At 67.9% G+C, this 18,592-nt stretch carries 20 protein-coding genes and 1 tRNA gene; 14 read left to right on the forward strand and 7 right to left on the reverse strand.

Annotated features, from left to right (window positions below; genetic code table 11):
- The first annotated feature begins 6 nt into the window (after positions 1-6).
- The 7 genes from ACLNEE_RS09595 to prfA all read left to right on the forward strand — a co-directional run bounded on the left by ACLNEE_RS09595 (position 7) and on the right by prfA (position 4,840).
- Positions 7-945, forward strand: a complete 939-nt coding sequence (locus ACLNEE_RS09595) for a DNA-directed RNA polymerase subunit alpha (RefSeq protein ID WP_411423268.1) — start codon at positions 7-9, stop codon at positions 943-945.
- 38 nt (positions 946-983) lie between these two features.
- A complete protein-coding gene (gene rplQ, locus ACLNEE_RS09600) occupies positions 984-1,334 on the forward strand; it encodes a 50S ribosomal protein L17 (protein WP_411423267.1) in 351 nt (116 codons plus the stop codon).
- A gap of 107 nt (positions 1,335-1,441) precedes the next feature.
- Positions 1,442-2,386 carry a tRNA pseudouridine(38-40) synthase TruA gene (gene truA / locus ACLNEE_RS09605; RefSeq protein WP_411423266.1) on the forward strand — a complete coding sequence of 315 codons (945 nt, stop codon included), beginning with the start codon at positions 1,442-1,444 and terminating at the stop codon, positions 2,384-2,386.
- Positions 2,387-2,460: 74 nt separating this feature from the next.
- Positions 2,461-2,913 carry a 50S ribosomal protein L13 gene (gene rplM, locus ACLNEE_RS09610; RefSeq protein ID WP_411423265.1) on the forward strand — a complete coding sequence of 151 codons (453 nt, stop codon included), beginning with the start codon at positions 2,461-2,463 and terminating at the stop codon, positions 2,911-2,913.
- Entirely contained in the window at positions 2,910-3,311 is a 402-nt protein-coding gene (gene rpsI / locus ACLNEE_RS09615) for a 30S ribosomal protein S9 (protein ID WP_411423264.1), read from the forward strand. Before rplM ends, rpsI begins: the two co-directional genes overlap by 4 nt.
- 45 nt (positions 3,312-3,356) lie before the next feature.
- Complete coding sequence (rpmE, locus tag ACLNEE_RS09620) at positions 3,357-3,635, forward strand: 50S ribosomal protein L31 (protein WP_411423263.1); 279 nt, start codon at positions 3,357-3,359, stop codon at positions 3,633-3,635.
- Between the two features lie 107 nt (positions 3,636-3,742).
- On the forward strand, positions 3,743-4,840 hold the full coding sequence (prfA, locus tag ACLNEE_RS09625) for a peptide chain release factor 1 (RefSeq protein WP_411423262.1): 1,098 nt from the start codon (positions 3,743-3,745) through the stop codon (positions 4,838-4,840).
- A 57-nt stretch (positions 4,841-4,897) separates the two neighbouring features.
- Here prfA and ACLNEE_RS09630 read toward each other — a convergent pair whose 3' ends face one another.
- Positions 4,898-5,410: an HNH endonuclease gene (locus ACLNEE_RS09630; RefSeq protein WP_411423261.1), complete on the reverse strand. Its 513-nt coding sequence runs from the start codon at positions 5,408-5,410 to the stop codon at positions 4,898-4,900.
- Between the two features lie 92 nt (positions 5,411-5,502).
- Here ACLNEE_RS09630 and alr point away from each other — a divergent pair, with 92 nt between their 5' ends.
- Positions 5,503-7,995, forward strand: a complete 2,493-nt coding sequence (gene alr, locus ACLNEE_RS09635; RefSeq protein ID WP_411423260.1) for an alanine racemase — start codon at positions 5,503-5,505, stop codon at positions 7,993-7,995.
- Positions 7,996-8,057: 62 nt separating this feature from the next.
- Positions 8,058-8,146 (forward strand) — tRNA-Ser (locus tag ACLNEE_RS09640).
- A gap of 120 nt (positions 8,147-8,266) precedes the next feature.
- Here ACLNEE_RS09640 and ACLNEE_RS09645 read toward each other — a convergent pair.
- Complete coding sequence (locus tag ACLNEE_RS09645) at positions 8,267-9,196, reverse strand: serine hydrolase (RefSeq protein ID WP_412007030.1); 930 nt, start codon at positions 9,194-9,196, stop codon at positions 8,267-8,269.
- A gap of 17 nt (positions 9,197-9,213) precedes the next feature.
- On the opposite strand from ACLNEE_RS09645, the gene ACLNEE_RS09650 reads away from it, so the two are divergent.
- Both ACLNEE_RS09650 and ACLNEE_RS09655 read left to right on the forward strand, forming a co-directional pair.
- A complete protein-coding gene (locus tag ACLNEE_RS09650) occupies positions 9,214-9,978 on the forward strand; it encodes a C40 family peptidase (protein WP_411424401.1) in 765 nt (254 codons plus the stop codon).
- The gene (locus ACLNEE_RS09655; RefSeq protein ID WP_412007031.1) at positions 9,953-10,972 is read left to right on the forward strand and encodes a glycosyltransferase family 2 protein; all 1,020 of its coding nucleotides are present in this window, start codon (positions 9,953-9,955) and stop codon (positions 10,970-10,972) included. Before ACLNEE_RS09650 ends, ACLNEE_RS09655 begins: the two co-directional genes overlap by 26 nt.
- Here ACLNEE_RS09655 and ACLNEE_RS09660 read toward each other — a convergent pair.
- A complete protein-coding gene (locus ACLNEE_RS09660) occupies positions 10,915-11,430 on the reverse strand; it encodes a HEAT repeat domain-containing protein (protein WP_411424403.1) in 516 nt (171 codons plus the stop codon). The genes ACLNEE_RS09655 and ACLNEE_RS09660 overlap by 58 nt on opposite strands.
- A gap of 89 nt (positions 11,431-11,519) precedes the next feature.
- Here ACLNEE_RS09660 and ACLNEE_RS09665 point away from each other — a divergent pair, with 89 nt between their 5' ends.
- The 3 genes from ACLNEE_RS09665 (at position 11,520) to ACLNEE_RS09675 (ending at position 12,737) form a co-directional block, all read left to right on the forward strand.
- Positions 11,520-11,636, forward strand: a complete 117-nt coding sequence (locus ACLNEE_RS09665) for a photosystem I reaction center subunit VIII (RefSeq protein WP_006910603.1) — start codon at positions 11,520-11,522, stop codon at positions 11,634-11,636.
- Positions 11,637-11,690: 54 nt separating this feature from the next.
- Positions 11,691-12,182 (forward strand): photosystem I reaction center subunit XI, encoded by a 492-nt coding sequence (locus ACLNEE_RS09670; RefSeq protein ID WP_411424400.1) that lies wholly within the window; start codon positions 11,691-11,693, stop codon positions 12,180-12,182.
- Positions 12,183-12,365: 183 nt separating this feature from the next.
- Positions 12,366-12,737 (forward strand): hypothetical protein, encoded by a 372-nt coding sequence (locus ACLNEE_RS09675; RefSeq protein ID WP_411424399.1) that lies wholly within the window; start codon positions 12,366-12,368, stop codon positions 12,735-12,737.
- Positions 12,738-12,755: 18 nt separating this feature from the next.
- Here the strand turns inward: ACLNEE_RS09675 and ACLNEE_RS09680 are convergent, their stop codons facing one another.
- The 4 genes from ACLNEE_RS09680 to psaA all read right to left on the reverse strand — a co-directional run bounded on the left by ACLNEE_RS09680 (position 12,756) and on the right by psaA (position 18,222).
- The gene (locus ACLNEE_RS09680; protein ID WP_411424398.1) at positions 12,756-13,166 is read right to left on the reverse strand and encodes a fluoride efflux transporter FluC; all 411 of its coding nucleotides are present in this window, start codon (positions 13,164-13,166) and stop codon (positions 12,756-12,758) included.
- On the reverse strand, positions 13,163-13,552 hold the full coding sequence (locus ACLNEE_RS09685; protein WP_411424397.1) for a fluoride efflux transporter FluC: 390 nt from the start codon (positions 13,550-13,552) through the stop codon (positions 13,163-13,165). The genes ACLNEE_RS09680 and ACLNEE_RS09685 overlap by 4 nt, the downstream gene beginning before the upstream one ends.
- Positions 13,553-13,679: 127 nt before the next feature.
- Positions 13,680-15,899, reverse strand: a complete 2,220-nt coding sequence (gene psaB / locus ACLNEE_RS09690; RefSeq protein ID WP_411424396.1) for a photosystem I core protein PsaB — start codon at positions 15,897-15,899, stop codon at positions 13,680-13,682.
- 19 nt (positions 15,900-15,918) lie between these two features.
- Complete coding sequence (psaA, locus tag ACLNEE_RS09695; RefSeq protein WP_411424395.1) at positions 15,919-18,222, reverse strand: photosystem I core protein PsaA; 2,304 nt, start codon at positions 18,220-18,222, stop codon at positions 15,919-15,921.
- Positions 18,223-18,592 lie beyond the last annotated feature (370 nt).

An 18,592-nucleotide genomic window follows, 5' to 3' on the forward strand; every position in this document is an offset into this window, starting at 1 on the left:
CAGACCGTGCTGCATTACCAAATCGACCGGACCGAGCACCTGGTGGCTGAAGACCGCTCCCAGACGGCGGTCTTCGTGATCGGCCCCCTCGATCGGGGCCAGGCCACCACCCTGGGCAATGCCCTTCGTCGCGTGCTGATCGGCGGCCTCGAGGGCAGCGCCATCACTGCCGTCCGCATCTCCGGTGTCAATCACGAGTACGCCACCGTTCCCGGTGTGCGGGAAGACGTGCTCGACATCCTGCTGAACTGCAAGCAGATCGCCGTCAACAGCCGCAGCCGCGAGCTCGAGATCGGCCGGCTGGTGGTCAACGGTCCCGCCACCGTCACCGCCGCCGACCTGCAGTTCTCCTCCCAGGTGCAGGTGATCGATCCGGATCGCCTGATCGCCACGGTGGCCGAAGGGCACGGCCTCGAGATGGAAGTGCACGTGGAGCGGGGCATCGGCTACCGCCCGGTGGACCGCCACACCGAGGACACCAGCGCCATCGATCTCCTCCAGATCGACGCCGTGTTCAAGCCCGTCAAGCGGGTCAACTACACCGTCGACGAGACCGCGGTGGGCGAGGGTGGATCCGCCCGGGAGCGCCTCCGGCTCGAAATCGAGACCAACGGCAGCGTCACTCCGGACGACGCCATGGCCCAGGCGGCCAACCAGCTGATCGCCCTGTTCCAGCCCCTCGCCACCCTCAGCGTGGTTGAAGAACCCGGTCTGGAACCCGAGCCCTCGGCCGAAGCCCAGATTCCCCTTGAGGAACTGAATCTCTCGGTGCGGGCCTACAACTGTCTGAAGCGCGCCCAGGTCAACTCCGTGTCCGACCTGATGGGCTTCAGCTATGAAGATCTGCTGGAGATCAAGAACTTCGGCTCCAAGTCAGCCGATGAGGTGATCGAGGCGCTCGAGCGCATCGGCATCACCCTGCCCCAAAGCCGCACCAGCGCCTGATCGGCGGCTCACGTCATTCCCCTAGGAGCACCCGCACGATGCGTCACCAATGCCGAGTCCCGATGCTGGGACGCCCCGCCGACCAACGCAAGGCCATGCTGCGTGGACTGACCACCCAGCTGATTCGCGAAGGTCGCGTCACCACCACCAAGGCCCGCGCCAAGGCCCTGCGGGACGAGGCTGAGCGGATGATCAGCCTGGCCAAGGACGGCACCCTCGCCGCCCGTCGCCGCGCCATTGGCTACATCTACGACAAGCAGCTGGTGCACGCCCTGTTCGACAAGGCCCAGGAGCGCTACGGCGATCGCCAGGGTGGCTACACCCGCATCATCCGCACCGTCCCCCGTCGCGGCGACAACGCCGAAATGGCGATCATCGAGCTGGTCTGAGCCAACCCGCTCTGCACGTCCAGCCCCCGGCTGAACCGCCTGTCCCGACCGCGGTGGATCCTTCCACCGCGGTTTTCTGCTGAGGCCCCGATGGCGACGAGGTCCCGATGAGCGGTCCCCAGCAGGCCCCCCCGGGGGTGCCCGACGCTCCAGTGCCAGCCCGGCGGCGGATCGCCCTCTGCCTCCAGTACGACGGCTCGGGCTACAGGGGATGGCAGCGCCAGAGCCATGGGCCGAGTGTGCAGGCAACCCTGGAAGGGGCGATCGCCGAGCTGCTGCCGGCTGGGCAGGGCCTGCCCCCGCCGCGAACCGTGGCGGCAGGGCGCACCGACACCGGCGTGCATGCCGCAGCCCAGGTGGTGCATTTCGATGCCGGGGGGCCCATTCCCGCCGAGCGCTGGCCCAAGGCCCTGAACGGGCGCCTGCCGTCGACCATCCGGGTGTGTGCCGCCCGGGAGGTGCCTCCCACGTGGCATGCCTGCTTCTCGGCCACCTACAGGCGCTACCGCTACACCCTCTACAACGGCCGCGTCCCCAACCTGTTTCTGGGCCCCTGGAGCTGGCACCGCTACCGGTGCCGGCTCGATGAGCTGCTGATGCGGCAGGCCCTGGAAGGAATGCTCGGCGAGCATGACTTCTCGGCCTTCCAGCGCTCCGGCAGCCGGCGCCGCCACGCCCGCACCACCCTGCAGGAGGTGCTGGTGGAGCGCGAGGGCGACCTGCTGCGCTTCGAACTGCAGGCCAGTGGCTTCCTCTACGGGATGGTGCGTCTGGTGATGGGGCAGCTGGTGGCCGTGGGCGAGGGCCGCCTGGCTCCGGAGAGCTTCGCGCAGCGCTGGCGGCACCAGCGGCGCAGCGAGGTCAAGGAGGCCGCCCCTCCGCAGGGACTCTGCCTGCTGCGGGTGGGCTACCCAGAGCCGATCTTCCCCAGAGCCGCCTGGTATGATTGCCAACCGCGGTATCAGCTGGCGACCACCGACCCTCCGGGGCTCCCAGCTGGCCAATCCGTTGTTCCGCAGGGCCCCAACCGGCCAAGCGGTATGGTCACTTGAATGCGCGGATGCCCCTCCGCCATGACGACCACCAGCCCAGCCCTCTACGGCCTGCCGGTGCCTGACCAGGCGATATGAACAAGACTCCCCTGCCCTCGATTGATTCCCTCGACCGCCAGTGGTACGTGGTCGATGCCGAGAATCAGACCCTCGGTCGCCTGGCGAGCGAAGTGGCCTCCGTGCTCCGCGGCAAGAACAAGCCCTGTTACACCCCCCACCTCGATGCCGGTGACTTCGTCATCGTCATCAACGCCGACAAGGTGCGGGTGAGCGGCAACAAGGCCACCCAGAAGATCTACCGCCGCCACTCCGGTCGCCCCGGTGGCATGAAGACCGAGACCTTCGCCCATCTCCAGGCCCGGCTCCCCGAGCGGATCGTCGAAAAGGCCATCAAGGGGATGCTCCCCCACAACGCCCTGGGCCGTCAGCTGTTCCGCAAGCTCAAGGTCTACAAGGGCACGGAGCACCCGCACGCCGCCCAGAAACCCCAGCCCCTCGCCCTCGATCCCGCCGCCGCCGCCCAATGAGCACCTCCAAAGTCGTCTACTGGGGAACCGGTCGCCGCAAGACCGCCGTGGCCCGTGTCCGCGTTGTTCCCGGCAGTGGCACGGTCACGATCAACGGCCGTCCGGGCGACAACTACCTCAACTACAACCCCGTCTATCTGGCTGCCGTCAAGGCTCCCCTCAACACCCTGGGCCTGGCCACCGAGTACGACCTGCTCGTCAATGTTCGCGGGGGTGGTCTGACCGGTCAGGCCGACGCCATCAAGCAGGGTGCTGCGCGCGCCCTCTGTGAGCTGTCACCCGACAACCGCAAGCCGCTCAAGACCGAAGGGCACCTGAGCCGGGATCCCCGCGCCAAGGAGCGCCGCAAGTACGGCCTCAAGAAAGCCCGGAAGGCTCCCCAGTTCTCCAAGCGCTGATCGCGAAGCGCTCTTCCCTCTGTCCACCCGCCGACCGATCCCGCCATGCCGAAGGCCGACATCCATCCCACCTGGTATCCCGATGCCAAGGTGATCTGCAATGGAGAGGTGGTGATGACCACCGGATCCACCTCACCCGAAATCCACGTGGATGTGTGGAGTGGCAACCACCCCTTCTACACCGGTACCCAGAAGATCCTCGACACCGAGGGCCGCGTGGATCGTTTCATGCGCAAGTACGGCATGGGCGGCGCCGATTCCGCCTCCGGAGCCAAGACAGCGGCCAAGGCGGACGCTCCTGCCGAAGCCGAGGCCTCAGCCTGATTGGCTGCTCAGCCCTCCCAATCTGACGACCAGAGCCGGGTGCTGTTGGCATCCGGCTTTTTGTTGTCCGCTCTGACCCGTTCTGACGGCCCGGGGCCGTCCGGCTGATGGATCCCTCCCTGTTGCACGAGCGCCTGGAAGCGGCCCGGCGAACCTTTGAGACGCTGGAGCGGCAGCTGGCCGATCCCGCCGTGGCCGGCAACCCCAGCCAACTGCAGGCCATCGCCCGGGAGCGCGCCCGCCTCGAGCCCCTGGTGCTGGATCAGCAGCGCCTCCGCACGCTGCAGGATCAGGAGGCCGAAGCCCGCGAACTGCTGCGGGAGTCGCGGGGGGATGCGGCGATGGAGGAGCTGGCCAACGATGAACTGGCGCGCCTGGCCTCAGAGATCAGCGACCTGCGCCAGGCGCTCACCGTGGCCCTGCTGCCCCGCGATCCCCGCGACGAGCGGAGCGTGATGCTGGAGATCAGGGCCGGCGCCGGTGGGGATGAAGCGGCCATCTGGGCCGGTGACCTGGCCCGGATGTACGACCGCTACGCCCAGAGCGTCGGCTGGAAGGTCGAACCCGTCAGCGCCTCCGAGGCCGAACTGGGGGGCTACAAGGAACTGATCCTGGCGATCCGGGGCGAGGGGGTGTATAGCCAGCTCAAGTTCGAAGCCGGGGTGCACCGGGTGCAGCGGGTGCCGGCCACCGAGTCGCAGGGCCGGGTGCACACCTCCACCGCCACGGTGGCCGTGATGCCCGAAGCGGACCCGGTGGAGGTGCAGATCGATCCCGGCGATGTGGAGATCAGCACGGCCCGCTCCGGGGGAGCCGGGGGCCAGAACGTGAACAAGGTGGAGACCGCGGTGGATCTGGTGCACAGACCCACCGGAATACGGGTGTTCTGCACCCAGGAGCGCTCCCAGCTGCAGAACCGGGAGCGGGCGATGGAGATCCTGCGGGCCAAGCTCTATGAGCGGGAGCTGGCCGACGCCAATGCCAAGGAGCGCTCAGCCCGCCTGGCCCAGGTGGGCAGCGGCGACCGCAGTGAAAAGATCCGCACCTACAACTACAAGGACAACCGCGCCACGGATCACCGGCTGGGCCGGAACTTTTCGCTCGAGCCGGTGCTGAACGGCCAGCTGCAGGAGGTGATCGGCGCCTGCATCGCGGCCGATCAAAGCCGTCGACTCGACGAGCTCGCCGCGGAGGTGAGCGCCTGAAGACCACCCTCTGAAGACCACCCTCTGAAGAGCACGCCCCGCCCGGGAGACCTCGGCTCAGGCGACCATCTCCAGACCGATCAGGTACTTGGCCCATTCGTGGTGACGGCCGGCGCGGATGTGGCGGGTCGCCTCGTAGCGCAGGCCGCTGCTGGGGCGGTGGGGCTGGCGGAACAGCACCATGCCCGCCTCGCGTGGGGTGCGGTTGCCCTTGCGCACGTTGCAGGGCAGACAGGCCGTGGTGACGTTCTCCCAGGCATCGCTGCCGCCCCGGCTGCGGGGCACCACGTGATCGACGGAGAGCTTGTCGCCGCTGTAGCCGCAGTACTGGCAGCGGTGGCCATCCCGGTGGAACAGGTTGCGCCGGGTGAGTGGAAGCTGCCGGTAGGGCACCCGGACAAACTGGGTGAGGCGGATGACCGAGGGCAGGAGCAGATCCGGCCGGATTGAACGGTTTTCGTCGTGTTCCAGTCCCTCGGCCTTGCCCTTGAGCAGCATCACCATCGCCCGCTTCCAGGTGGTGATGTTCAGCGGTTCGTAGGACGCATTGAGGACAAGAACGAGCCCCATCGCGACAACCGGGAACGTCAGAATGCTAACGAGGCCGACCGATGGGGTCGGTGTCGTCCACGACCGGGCATGCCGCCGCGACGCCCCGCCCCATGAGCCTTCCCACCCCCCGAGAGCTGGTCGCCCTGCTGGACGGCGAGCTGCGGGGATCACCGGCCGAGCAGCCCCTGCGGGCAGTGGCGATCGACTCGCGGCGGGTGCTGCCGGGCGACCTGTTCGTTGCCCTGGGCGGCCGCCACTGCGACGGCCACGACTTCGTGGAGGCGGCCGAAGCCGCCGGGGCGTCGCTGGTGGTGCTGCGTCGTGACCGCAGCCCCGCCTCCGTTCCGAGCCGGCCGGGCTGTGCCCGCCTGCTGGTGGCCGATCCGCTGCTGGCCCTGCAGCAGCTCGCCGCCTGGTACCGCCGCACCCACATCCGCCGGGTGGTGGCGATCACCGGCAGCAACGGCAAGACCGTGGTCAAGACCGCCCTGACGGCTCTGTTGGCCGGCCGCTTCCGTGTGGCCGCCAGCCCAGGCAGCTGGAACAGCCAGGTGGGCGTGCCCCTGGCGGTGCTCACGGCTCCGCCGGGCACCGAACTGGGGGTGTTCGAGGCCGGCATCTCGGCACCGGGCGAGATGGAGCGGCTGGCGGCGATCCTGGCGCCCGACCATGGCGTGCTGGTGAATGTGGGCCTGGCTCATCTGGGCAGCTTCGGCAGTCGCGAGGTGACGGCCCGCGAGAAGATGCGGCTGTTCCAGACCATCGCGGAGCCGGGCTGGGTGATCGCCCCGGACGACCCGCTGGTGAACGCGCTGCCGCTGCCCTGCCCCCGCATCCATCCCGGTTCCGGGCCGCCGCGGCTGCTGGACCAACGCCCCCAGGGCAGCGGGATGCTGCTGCAGCTCGATCTGGGCGGCAGCCAGGCCCAGGTGGCGGTCCGCACCCGCTCCCAGCCCCTCATCGAGGACCTGGTGATTGCCATGACCGCCGCCCAGCGGCTGGGGGTCCCCGCCGAGGAGATGGTGGCAGTACTGCAGGACTACACCTTCGGACCCACCCGCATGGAGACCTGGCGGACTCCGGAGGGCATCACCATCGTCAACGACACCGCCAGCGACGACCCGCTCTCGGTGCAGACCGCCCTGGCCACGGTGGCCTCCTCCCCCGAGGGCGGCCGGCGCCTGTTTGTGTTCGGCGGGATGGCGGATCTGGGCTCCGGCGAACGGCGGGAACACGAGCTGATCGGGCGGATGGCGGCCGAGCGGGGCTTCGCGGAGCTGCTGCTGCTGCCCCACCCGGCCCGCAGCCACACCGCCGCGGCCTGGAATGCCCGCCATCCAGGCCGCGCAGCCCGGGAACTGGGCGGCACCGCCGCCCTGCGCGCCACGATCCGTCAGCTCGCCGAACCCGGCGACACCGTGCTGCTCAAGGGTGCCGCCCGCCAGGAGCTGAGCGGCGCGGCCCGGGCGATCTGGGAATCGATGGCGCCGCGCCGCCTGCTGGTGGATCTCGACGCCATCCGCGACAACGTCGCCCGCTTCCGCGCCCTCTGCGGCCCCGGGGTGGCGATGCTGGCGGTGCTGAAGGCCTGGGCCTACGGCACCGACCTGCCGCGGCTGGCGGCGGCGCTGCAGGACAGCGGCATCGACTGGATCGGTGTCTCCGCCGCCGACGAGGGTGCCGCCATCCGCCGGGCCGGCGTGCACCGACCGGTGCTGGTGATGCTGATGGACACCGACGAGGTGGACAAGGCGGTGCGCTGGCGGCTGACGCCGGTGGTCTATTCCCTGCCGTTCGCCCGCGCCCTGGTGGCGACGCTGCGGGCGATGGGGGCCTGCCTCGAGGTCCACCTCGAGATCGAGACGGGCATGGGCCGTCTCGGCGTGGCACCGGAGGAGGCCCTGGCCGCCGCCCGGCTGCTGCGTGATTCCGGCGTCGTGACCGTGAGCGGCGTGATGACCCATCTGGCCGGCGCCGATGATCCCGCCGCCGATGGCGACACCACCGCCCAGCTGCGGAGGTTCGAGGCGGTGGTGGACGGGCTGCGCCGAGAGCTGGGCACGCCCCTGCTGGTGCATGCGGCCGCCACCTCCGGCGCCGTGCGCTTCCCCGCGTCCCGATACGACATGGTGCGGCTGGGTCTGGGACTGTTCGGCCTGCATCCCTCGCCGGCCGTGGCCGCCGCGATCGAGCTGGAGCTGGCGGTGGCGTTCATCAGCCGCCTGGTGCAGGTGCGCCACTGCAGCAAGGGCCAGCGCATCGGTTACAACGGCACGTACCAGGTGAGCGCCGAACGTCAGCGCATCGGCATCGTGGCCGCCGGCTACAACGACGGCGTGCCCTGGCGGTTCAGCAACCGCGGCGAGGTGATGATGCAGGGCCGGCGCCTGGCGGTGCTGGGCCGGGTGTCGATGGACTCGATGGCGATCGATCTGGAGCCGCTGCCGGAGGCGGCGGTGGGCGATGAGGTGCTGATCTTCGGGGCGCACGAGGGCCAGGTGCTGCGTCCGGAGCAGGCGGCCATCCAGGCGGGCACGATCCCCTACGACCTGCTGGTGCAGGTCGACGGCCGGCGCGTGCAGCGCATCTTCCGGGGGGGCTGAAGCGGAAGCGCGTGCGCCGCCCCGAAGGGACCGGAGTGTTCAGGTAAGCTCCTGTTGCCGCTGGAGAGGTGGCTGAGTGGTTGAAAGCGGCTCCCTGCTAAGGAGTTACAGGAGGCAACTTCTGTCGAGGGTTCGAATCCCTCCCTCTCCGTTCCAGAGCCCAGGCTGACCGGCCTCCGCCAGTCCCTGGAGCGCTGCGGCCTTCGGGCCATGTGTCCGGGCTGTGTTTCGGGCTGTGTTTCCTGCCCCAGCCCACGTTGCGTGGCCGGGATCAGCGGTGGCAGGCCTCGCACAGCCGCGCGGCGATCTCCGGCAGCAGGCGCGTGTCCTGGGCCGGCTCCTTCCCCTCACTGAACACCACCAGCAGAAAGGGATCGTGGTCCGGCGCCTCGACGTAGGCGGCATCATGCCGGGCCTGGCTCATCCAGCCCGCCTTGCTCCACAGGCTGCTGCCCAGGGGCAGCCCCTCCCCCAGAAAGCCATCCACCTGGTTCTCCGGATCGGCCGCCCGCTCGGCCGGATCGAGGCTGCGCGCCAGCAGCTCGCGCATCCGGGCGGCGGCAGGCGGGGACACCAGGGCTGAAGCCATCACCGCCAGCAGAAGCCTCGCGGTGGCATCGGTGCTCAGCCGGTTGCGGTTCTCCAGGGCAGGGCCGTAGAAGACGCGCTCCCGCCCGTAGGGCCCGTCACCCCAGGTTTTCTGGCAGGCATTGCAGCCGTTGAGTTCCGGCCAGCCCAGCCGGTCGAGCCACTGGTTGACCAGCTGGCGCTGGGCGATCCAAGTCTCCATCCGCTGGGCGGGCAAGGCGGGACCAGCGGTGGTGCCGCTGAGCAGGTCGACCACCAGGGCCGTCGCGTCGTTGCTCGAATCGCGGATCATGTCCGCCAGAGCGCGGCGGAGTTCTGGATCCTCCTCCAGCAGTCCCTCCTGCAGCCAGGCCTCTGCGGCCATCAGGTACACCAGCTTCACCACGCTGGCCGGATAGCGCAGACGGTCCCCCCCCCAGCTGCCCCCGCTCCAGCGCCGCATCCAGAAGGCCGCGGCCTGGCCTTCGGCCGCCTGCGCGACCGGAGCGGCGTCGAACCGCAGCCAGGTGATCGACACCTGCTGGGCCAGTCCCGGACGATCCTCCAGCTCCAGCGCCCTGACCAGGTCCGCCAGCACCTGGTCCATGCCTGGTTCAGGGCTGTAGAACGCCATCACTGCCGGCACACGCTGTGGCGACCTTAGGAACCCCTCCCCAGCCGTTCCTGCCCCCTGGCCAGCCGGCCGCTCCGGAATGGCTGCGGCCGGGCTCGATCTGGCGCCTGGAGGGCGAACTGGACCTCTACAGCAGCCCGCGGGGGGCCGGTCTCGCCACCCAGGCCGCCGGGGGTCGCTGCCTGCAGCTCCTGGAGAGCCCCGGGCAGCCCCGCCTGCGGGTGCGTCTGCTGGAGGACGGCTATCCGGGCTGGATCGCCCCTGAGCAGCTGCTCGGCCGGGCCATCACCGCCAGCCGGCCATCACCACGGCTGCTGGACCGCAGCGCGATCCAGTCCCGCCTGGCGGCGGTGCTGGCGTTCGCCCTGGCGGCCAGCCGCCAGCCGAATGTCTACCTGTGGGGCGGCACCCTGGGGCCCGACTTCGACTGTTCGGGCCTGGTCCAGACCGCCTTCGCCAGCACGGGGATCTGGCTGCCCCGGGACGCCTATCTGCAGGAGCGCTTCTGCCAGCCGGTGGCGGTGCGGCCCGGGGAGACCGACCGCCTGGAACCGGGCGATCTGCTGTTCTTCGGGGCGCCCCGGCGCTGCACCCACGTGGGTCTGCATCTGGGCCAGGGCCGCTACCTGCACAGCTCGGGCCAGGAGCATGGCCGCAACGGCATCGGCGTCGACGACCTCAACCCCCGCAACCGCGACCCGGTGGCGGTGCACTACCGATCCGAACTGCGCGGCGCCGGCCGGGTGATGCGCTGCCATGACGGCAGTCCCCTGCCCGCCTAGGTTCGCCGGCACCGGTGAGGTGACGATGGATCTGTCGGTGGTGGTGCCGCTCTTCAACGAGGAGGAGAGCGTGGCCTTGCTGGTGGAGAAGGTCCTGGCTGCTGTGCGCCCCCTGGGTTTGAGCCATGAGCTGGTGATCGTCGACGACGGCTCCACCGACGGCACCGCCGCGGTGCTGGCCCCGCTGGTGCGGGAGATACCGGAACTGGTGCTGGTCCGGCTGCGGCGCAACTACGGCCAGACCGCCGCGATGGCGGCCGGCTTCGATGCCAGCTGCGGCAAGGTGATCGTGACCCTCGACGGCGACCTGCAGAACGATCCCGCCGACATCCCCCTGCTGCTCGAGCGGCTGAACGAGGGCTACGACCTGGTGAGCGGCTGGCGCCATCAGCGCCAGGATCACGCCCTGGTCCGCCTGCTGCCCAGCCGCATCGCCAACCGGCTGATCGCCCGGGTGACGGGCGTGCGCCTGCACGATTACGGCTGCTCCCTCAAGGCCTATCGCCGCGAGGTGGTGGAGGACCTCAACCTCTACGGCGAGCTGCACCGCTTCCTGCCGGCCCTCGCCTTCATCGAAGGGGCACGGATCAGCGAGGTGATCGTCAACCACCATGCCCGCCGCTACGGCACGAGCAAGTACGGGCTGGATCGCACCTTCCGGGTGCTGATGGACCTGCTGACGGTCTGGTTCATGAAGCGGTTCCTGACCCGCCCCATGCACGTGTTCGGCTTCGGGGGCCTGGCCGCGATCGGTTTCGGCCTGCTGGTCAGCCTGTGGCTGCTGGGCGAGAAGCTGGTGCTGGGAGCCAACATCGGCGACCGACCGCTGCTGCTGGTGGCCCTGATCAGCGTGCTGGCGGGGGTGCAGCTGTTCTGCTTCGGCCTGCTGGCCGAGTTGCAGATGCGCACCTACCACGAAAGCCAGGGCCGGCCGATCTACAGGGTGCGGGAGACGTTGCGGGGCAGGGGGGCGGTGACCGGCGTGGTCGGTTGAGCGTCAGCCAGGCCAGGGCAGCGCCCCCGGAAGCGCTCCAACCCCAGCGCGGCCTCCCGCACCACCGCCAGGTCGGGATCCCGCAGGCCCCGGTGCAGCAGGGGCAGCACCGCCGGATCGCCCCACCGCCGCGCCATGCGCATGGCCTCCAGCCGGGATGGCCCATCACCGGCCAGCTGCTGGCGCAGGCCGGCCAGAAGCACCGTCCGCTGCCGCTGACCCAGGCTGGCCGGCAGAGGACTGACGGCGGTCTCCGGAGCGGCCGGAGCCATCGCCCCCGCCGCCGGATCCGCCACGGGGTCGGGCCCCAGGGCTGCCGCCACGAGCTGGGAGCGGTTCAGGGCCGCCACCGCGCTGGCATCGGTGGAACTGAGCACCACCACGGGGCGACGGCGCCGCAGCCACCAGAGCAGAAGCGCCAGAACCGCCGCTGCGGCACCAAGGGTGGAAGGAGGCATGGATTGAACTTTTATGTCGCCACCAACAGCCCAAGAAAGCTGTCGCGGGAACGATCCTTACAGTACCGGCGGTTGCTACTGGCCTGGCCATGACTGGAGAATTCGCTGCCGCCTGGATGCCCTCGGTGTTCGTACCCCTCGTGGGGATCCTCGGCCCAGCCGTGGCGATGGCCCTGCTGTTCAACGTGATCGAAGCCCGCGACTGAGGCTCCACGGCCCGGAGCCCGGCCAGCCCATTCATCACCATCCCACCCCTACCCATGACCGTGACCCCCGTCGCCGACCCCTGTGTCGGCAATCTGGCCACCCCCGTCAACAGCAGCTACTTCACCAAGGCGTTCCTGAATGCCCTGCCGGCCTACCGGCCGGCCCTGTCCCCGAACCGGCGGGGGCTGGAGGTGGGCATGGCCCATGGCTTCTTCCTGTACGGCCCGTTTGCGATCACCGGTCCCCTGCGCACCACCGACTACGCCACCACCGCCGGCCTTCTGGCCACCATCGGGCTGGTCTCGATCCTGACGGTGTGCCTGTCGATCTACGGCACGGCCGGCAACGGACCGAACGTTCAGCCTGCCGACGCCACGATCGACAACCCCCCCGCCGACCTGTTCACCAAGGCGGGCTGGGCCGAATTCGCCAGCGGCTTCTGGCTGGGCGGCTGCGGCGGTGCCGCCTTCGCCTGGTTCCTGGCGGGAACGGCCGTGGTGGCCCCTCTGGTGAACATTGCCGGTGGTGTGTGGAGCGTCGGCTGAATCCTGCCGATCCATCACCCCGCTCAACCACCGCGTTCAACCCGATCCACCCCGCCTGGCGCGGGGTTTTTTCATGCGCGGCGGTGGGGCAACCTCGCGCCACCGCCATTTCAGCCGCGAGGATCCCGGCCGCGAGGAGCCCAGTTGCGAGGAGAAGATGGAGGCACCGCTGCCCTCAAGCCGATGCGCACCACCTTCAGGACGGCAGGTTGCCCCTCTGCCACCGGCGGCACCCTCGTCCGCAGCCTCGTCCGCACGCTGGCGATCCTGATGGCTGTGCTGCTGGGGAGTTGCGCCAACCGGCCGGGCAGCCAGCCACCTCCGCCCGCAGCACCCTCGCTGCCTCAGAGCGGATCGGGTGGAGCCCAGTCCAGCCTGCCCAAGAGCGGCGCAGGGGCGCAGACGGCCCTGGCCGAGGGAAGCAGCCGCGGGCTGGAGCAGGGCCACAGCGCCACCGTGGACTGTCTGCATGGCGAGCGCGCCCAGACCGACGGCAACGAACTGCGCTGCGAAGACTGGACCTACGTGCAGCAGAACTACCTGCAGGCCCGCTGAACGGGGAGCAGGCTGCGATCAGGGGCGACTGCCCCTCCAGAGGATGGAGCCGAGCCAGGCCCCCAGGGCCACCAGAAGCAGGCCAGCGAGGAGACTCACCAGCAGGATTGCGGCCGACCCCAGCAGATCGCCTGCCGCCAGGCGGCGGGCCAGGACGAGCATCCAGGTGGAAAAGGTGGTGAGACTGCCGCAGAAGCCGATCCCGCCAAGCACATAGAACCTGGCACGACGCGGCGGCAGCACGATCAGCAGGCCGATCAGCAGGCAGCCGCTGAGATTGGCCAGCAGCGAGGCCTGCAGAAGCGGGGCCCAGAACCCGCTCTGGCCCTGGGCCCACGCATCCAGACGCCAGCGCAGCAGAGCTCCGGGGATGGCGCCGGTCGCCAGAAGGGCAAGGTCGGACAGTTCGCGGCGCAGGGAGGCTCTCAAGCGAGACCTCCGATCAGCAGTCCCAGCTGGGCAGCGACCAGGCCCCCCACAACGGAGCCGACAGACAGCAGCCCGGCCTCGAGCCAGTGGCCAGCCCGCAACACGACATAGAGCTCCGCCACCAGGGACGAAAAGGTGCTGAAGCCACCAAGAAAGCCCGTGCCGAGCAACAGCATGGTGCGCTGTCCACCTCCGCCACAGCTCTCCTGAATCGCGGCCAGCAGCCCCAGGGCGAAACAGGCGGCCACGTTGACCCCGAAGGTGCCCCAGTGCTTGCGCGGCAGCATGGGCTCAAGGTGGTTGACCACGCGGAAGCGCAGCCAGGCCCCCGGCAGAACGCCGAGCCCCACCAGGAGAGACGCCGTCGAGGCCGGGATAGGGGTCATGGCGGAGAGGCGGTGCGCTGGGGGCAACCTGGCCGTTGTAGACGGGACAGCCGTCCAGGCAAGAAAAAAACCCCGGCACAGGCCGGGGTTGTGAAGGGGTCCCTCGAGTGAGGCGGGGTTCAGCTGGTCAGCCGAACTTCCCTGAAGTGGAGGCGATCAGGAAGGCCGCATAGGTGAGGAAGTAACCCACGGTGAAGTGAGCCAGACCAACCACACGGGCCTGAACGATCGAGAGAGCCACGGGCTTGTCGCGCCAGCCCACCAGGTTGGCGAGCGGGGTGCGCTGATGGGCCCAGACGATGGTCTCGATCAGTTCCTGCCAGTAACCACGCCAGGAGATCAGGAACATGAAGCCGGTGGCCCAGATCAGGTGACCGAACAGGAACATCCACGACCAGACAGCCAGGTTGTTGGAGCCGGCCGGGTTGTAGCCGTTGATCAGCTGGGAGCTGTTGAGCCAGAGGTAGTCGCGGAACCAGCCCATGAGATAGGTGCTGGACTCGTTGAACTGGGCCACGTTCCCCTGCCAGATGGCGAGGTGCTTCCAGTGCCAGTAGAAGGTGAGCCAACCGACGGTGTTCAGGGCCCAGAAGACAGCCAGATAGAAGGCGTCCCAGGCGCTGATGTCGCAGGTACCACCACGGCCGGGGCCGTCGCAGGGGAAGGAATAGCCGAAGTCCTTCTTGTCGGGCATCAGCTTGGAACCCCGGGCGTCCAGGGCACCCTTCACCAGGATGAGGGTGGTGGTGTGCAGACCCAGAGCGATGGCGTGGTGAACGAGGAAGTCACCAGGGCCGATCTGCAGGAACAGGGAGTTGTCGCCGGCGTTGATGCCATCGAGCCAGCCAGGCAGCCAGACGGCACCGGGACCGGGGGCATTGCTCACCAGGCTGTCGGGGTTGGCCAGCAGCACATTCATGCCGTAGATGGCCTTGCCGCTTGCCGCCTGAACGAACTGGGCGAACACGGGCTCCACCAGGATCTGCTTCTCGGGAGTGCCGAACGCCACGACCACGTCGTTGTGGACGTAGAGGCCGAGGGTGTGGAAACCGAGGAACAGGGAGACCCAGCTCAGGTGGCTGATGATCGCTTCCTTGTGCTCGAGCATCCGGGCCAGAACGTTGTTCTTGTTGGCCTCGGGGTCGTAGTCACGGATGAAGAAGATCGCACCGTGGGCGAAGGCACCGCACATCAGGAAGATGGCGATGTACTGGTGGTGGGTGTAAAGGGCAGCCTGCGTCGTGTAGTCCTTGGCGATGAACGCGTAGGACGGCATCGAATACATGTGCTGCGCCACCAGGCTCGTCACCACACCGAGGGAGGCCAGGGCCAGACCCAGCTGGAAGTGGAGCGAGTTGTTGATGGTGTCGTAGAGGCCCTTGTGGCCGGCACCCAGGTCACCCGGGGTTCCCGGAGGGGGGTTGTGGGCTTCGAGGATCTCGCGGATCGAGTGGCCGATACCGAAGTTCGTCCGGTACATGTGGCCCGCGATCACGAACAGGCAGCCGATCGCCAGATGGTGATGGGCGATGTCGGTGAGCCACAGGGCTTCACTCTGGGGATGGAAACCACCGAGGAAGGTGAGGATCGCCGTGCCTGAACCCTCGGCCGTGCCGAACACCTGGTAGGTGGTGTCGGGATTCTGGGCATAGACCCCCCAGTTGCCGGTGAAGAACGGAGCCAGACCGGCGGGATGGGGCATCACCGAGAGGAAGTTGTCCCAGCCGACGTGCTGTCCCCGGGACTCGGGAATGGCGACGTGGACCAGGTGACCGGTCCAGGCGATGGAGCTGAAGCCGAACAGGACCGCCAGGTGGTGGTTCAGACGGGATTCAGCGTTCTTGAACCAGGCCAGGGAAGGCCGGAACTTGGGCTGGAGATGCAGCCAGCCAGCGAACAGTGCCCAGGCCGAGAGGATCATCATGAAGATGGCCCCTTGGTACAGCTCGGCGTTGGTGCGCATGCCGATCGTGTACCACCAGTGGTACAGACCGGAATAGGCGATGTTCACCGGGGAGGAGGCACCGGCCTGGGTGAAGGCCGCGATGGCCCCCTGGCCGAAGTGGGGATCCCAGATCGCGTGAGCGATGGGACGGATGTGCAGCGGATCGGTGACCCACTGCTCGAAGTTGCCCTGCCAGGCGATATGGAACAGGTTGCCCGAAACCCAGAGGCCAATGATGGCCAGGTGACCGAAGTGGGTGGAGAACAGCTTTTGGTAAAGCCGCTCCTCGGTCATGCCGTCGTGGCTCTCGAAATCGTGAGCCGTGGCGATGCCGTACCAGATACGGCGGGTTGTCGGGTCCTGTGCCAGACCCTGGCTGAACGAAGGAAATTTCGTTGCCATTGGGAAAGGTCAGGAAAGGTCAGCCGACCGCAATGATGCGAGCCAGGAAGAAGGACCAGGTGGTCGCGATGCCGCCCAGCAGGTAATGGGCGACACCCACGGCACGGCCCTGGGTGATGGAGAGAGCGCGCGGCTGGATGGCCGGCGCCACCTTCAGCTTGTTGTGAGCCCAGACGATGGACTCGATGAGCTCCTGCCAGTAGCCGCGGCCGCTGAACAGGAACATCAGGCTGAAGGCCCAGATGAAGTGGGCACCCAGGAACATCAGGCCATAGGCACTGGAGCTCGAGCCATAGCTGTTGATCACCTGCGCGGCCTGAGCCCACAGGAAGTCACGCAGCCAACCATTGATGGTGATGGCGCTCTGGGCAAAGTTGCCGTTGGTGATGTGCTGGACGGTGCCGTCGGCGTTGACGGTGCCCCACACGTCGCTCTGCATCTTCCAGGAGAAGTGGAAGATCACGATCGACAGGGAGTTGTACATCCAGAACAGGCCAAGGAACACGTGGTCCCAGGCCGACACCTGGCAGGTACCGCCACGGCCGGGGCCGTCGCAGGGGAAGCGGAAACCGAGGTTCGCCTTATCAGGGACAAGGCGGGAGCTGCGGGAATACAGCACACCCTTCAGCAGGATCAGCACGGTGACGTGGATCGTGAAGGCGTGGATGTGGTGCACCATGAAGTCCGCCGTTCCCAGGGGGATCGGCGCCGCGGCGACCTTGCCACCCACGGCCACGACGGCACCGTTGAACACTTCGCTCACACCCGCGAGGGCGTTGGGAGCGGTGGTGCCAGCGGCAGCGGCATGGAGACCCTGGATCCACTGCGCGAAGACGGGCTTCAGGGCAATGGCGGAGTCGCTGAACATGTCCTGGGGACGGCCCAGGGCACGCATGGTGTCGTTGTGGATGTAGAGGCCGAAGCTGTGGAAGCCGAGCCAGATGCACACCCAGTTGAGGTGGCTGATCAGGGCATCGCGAGCCTTCAGCACCCGATCGAGCACGTTGTCGATGTGCTTGGCGGGGTCGTAGTCACGCACCATGGCGATGGCGGCGTGAGCACCAGCACCCACGATCAGGAAGCCACCGATCCACATGTGGTGGGTGAACAGTGACAGCTGGGTGGGGTAATCAATCCCGATGTAGGGATAGGGCGGCATCGCATACATGTGATGCGCCACGATGATGGTCAACGAGCCGAGCAGAGCCAGGTTGACACCGAGCTGAGCGTGCCAGCTGGTGGTCATGAACTCGAACAGACCGTCGTGACCCTTGGGAGCCGGGAAGAGCAGGGGGTCGCCCTTCTGACCTTCGAGGATCTCCTTGATGCTGTGGCCGATGCCCCAGTTGGTCCGGTACATGTGACCGGCCACGATGAAGAGCACCGCAATCGCCAGATGGTGATGGGCGATGTCCGTCATCCAGAGGCTGCCGGTCACAGGATTCAGACCACCCTTGAAGGTGAGGAAATCGCTGTAGGCCGCCCAGTTCCCGGAGAAGAAGGCTGAGATGCCAGCGCCGAATCCCGGGAAGATCTGCGCCAGCAGGTCCTGGTTCAGGAACTCGTGGGGCAGGGGGATGTCGGCGTAGGTGGCGATGGTCTTGCCGTTGAGGGCCAGCGGCTGGCCGGCATCAATGGCATCCATCAGGGCCGTGGTGGGCAGGGACACATGCAGGAGGTGACCTGTCCAGGACAGCGAGCCCAGACCAAGCAGACCGGCCAGATGGTGGTTGAGCATCGACTCAACGTTCTGGAACCACTCGAGCTTGGGGGCTGCCTTGTGGTAGTGGAAGACGCCGGCATTGAGCATCAGGCCGGCCATCACCAGCGCGCCGATGGCGGTGGCGAGCAGCTGGGTCTCACTGGTGAAACCCCAGGCCCGCCAGACATGGAAGAGGCCGGAGGTGATCTGAATGCCGTGGAAGCCGGCACCCACATCGCCATTGAGAATTTCCTGGCCGAACACGGGCCAGACCACCTGAGCGGAAGGCTTGACATGCAGGGGGTCTGCCAGCCAGCCGGTGTAGTTGGAGAAGCGGGCGCCGTGGAAGAAGGCACCGCTCAGCCAGATGAAGATGACGGCCAGATGGCCGAAGTGAGCCGAGAAGATCTTGCGAGAAACCTCTTCGAGGTCACTCGTGTGGCTGTCGAAATCGTGAGCGTTGGCGTGGAGGTTCCAAACCCAGGTGGTGGTTTTGGGACCCTTGGCCAGGCTGCGGTCGAAATGCCCGGGCTTTTCGAAAAGCTCGAACGTGGCCGGAACGGGGTTCCGGTCGACCATGGCCTTGGCCTTTTCCCCACGCCCTGGTGGGCTGATGGTCATCGAGACGTTCCTCGAGGGACGGGGTCGAGGTGGTGGTCCACCCCTGTGGGCGAGCTGACGTGCCGAGGCATGCCGGACTCACCGATGGGCCCCATGACCGCCCGGACCGAGGCCCGGAGGGTCATGGGCTCCAGCCGGGACGAGGGAACCGCGAAACCGCGAAACCCCCTGCCATGGCTGGGGCTTTGGGCCCCAGATAGGGGACCGCTCGCGGCACTATAAGGGCCAAAATGAAGCCGTTCGGGGCCCCAGTTACAAAGGTTCAATCCGCTGGCTTCCCAGGCCAGCACTGGCGTCTGCACAGCAGTTAGAGATACACCCCTGGGCGATCTTTTTGCCATTTCAGTACATCTTGATTCCTTAAAGAATC

This window comes from Aphanothece stagnina RSMan2012, assembly GCF_046764815.1.
GTDB lineage: Bacteria > Cyanobacteriota > Cyanobacteriia > PCC-6307 > Cyanobiaceae > NIES-981.

Coding starts and splice junctions, on each gene's coding strand:
- rpsI (WP_411423264.1), top strand. CDS start 2,910: ATGAGCACCTCCAAAGTCGTCTACTGGGGAACCGGTCGCCGCAAGACC.
- ACLNEE_RS09685 (WP_411424397.1), bottom strand. CDS start 13,552: ATGACCCCTATCCCGGCCTCGACGGCGTCTCTCCTGGTGGGGCTCGGC.
- psaB (WP_411424396.1), bottom strand. CDS start 15,899: ATGGCAACGAAATTTCCTTCGTTCAGCCAGGGTCTGGCACAGGACCCG.
- rplQ (WP_411423267.1), top strand. CDS start 984: ATGCGTCACCAATGCCGAGTCCCGATGCTGGGACGCCCCGCCGACCAA.
- ACLNEE_RS09660 (WP_411424403.1), bottom strand. CDS start 11,430: ATGCCTCCTTCCACCCTTGGTGCCGCAGCGGCGGTTCTGGCGCTTCTG.
- alr (WP_411423260.1), top strand. CDS start 5,503: ATGAGCCTTCCCACCCCCCGAGAGCTGGTCGCCCTGCTGGACGGCGAG.
- ACLNEE_RS09670 (WP_411424400.1), top strand. CDS start 11,691: ATGACCGTGACCCCCGTCGCCGACCCCTGTGTCGGCAATCTGGCCACC.
- rpmE (WP_411423263.1), top strand. CDS start 3,357: ATGCCGAAGGCCGACATCCATCCCACCTGGTATCCCGATGCCAAGGTG.
- ACLNEE_RS09655 (WP_412007031.1), top strand. CDS start 9,953: ATGACGGCAGTCCCCTGCCCGCCTAGGTTCGCCGGCACCGGTGAGGTG.
- prfA (WP_411423262.1), top strand. CDS start 3,743: ATGGATCCCTCCCTGTTGCACGAGCGCCTGGAAGCGGCCCGGCGAACC.
- ACLNEE_RS09675 (WP_411424399.1), top strand. CDS start 12,366: ATGCGCACCACCTTCAGGACGGCAGGTTGCCCCTCTGCCACCGGCGGC.
- truA (WP_411423266.1), top strand. CDS start 1,442: ATGAGCGGTCCCCAGCAGGCCCCCCCGGGGGTGCCCGACGCTCCAGTG.
- psaA (WP_411424395.1), bottom strand. CDS start 18,222: ATGACCATCAGCCCACCAGGGCGTGGGGAAAAGGCCAAGGCCATGGTC.
- rplM (WP_411423265.1), top strand. CDS start 2,461: ATGAACAAGACTCCCCTGCCCTCGATTGATTCCCTCGACCGCCAGTGG.
- ACLNEE_RS09630 (WP_411423261.1), bottom strand. CDS start 5,410: ATGGGGCTCGTTCTTGTCCTCAATGCGTCCTACGAACCGCTGAACATC.
- ACLNEE_RS09645 (WP_412007030.1), bottom strand. CDS start 9,196: ATGGCGTTCTACAGCCCTGAACCAGGCATGGACCAGGTGCTGGCGGAC.
- ACLNEE_RS09665 (WP_006910603.1), top strand. CDS start 11,520: ATGACTGGAGAATTCGCTGCCGCCTGGATGCCCTCGGTGTTCGTACCC.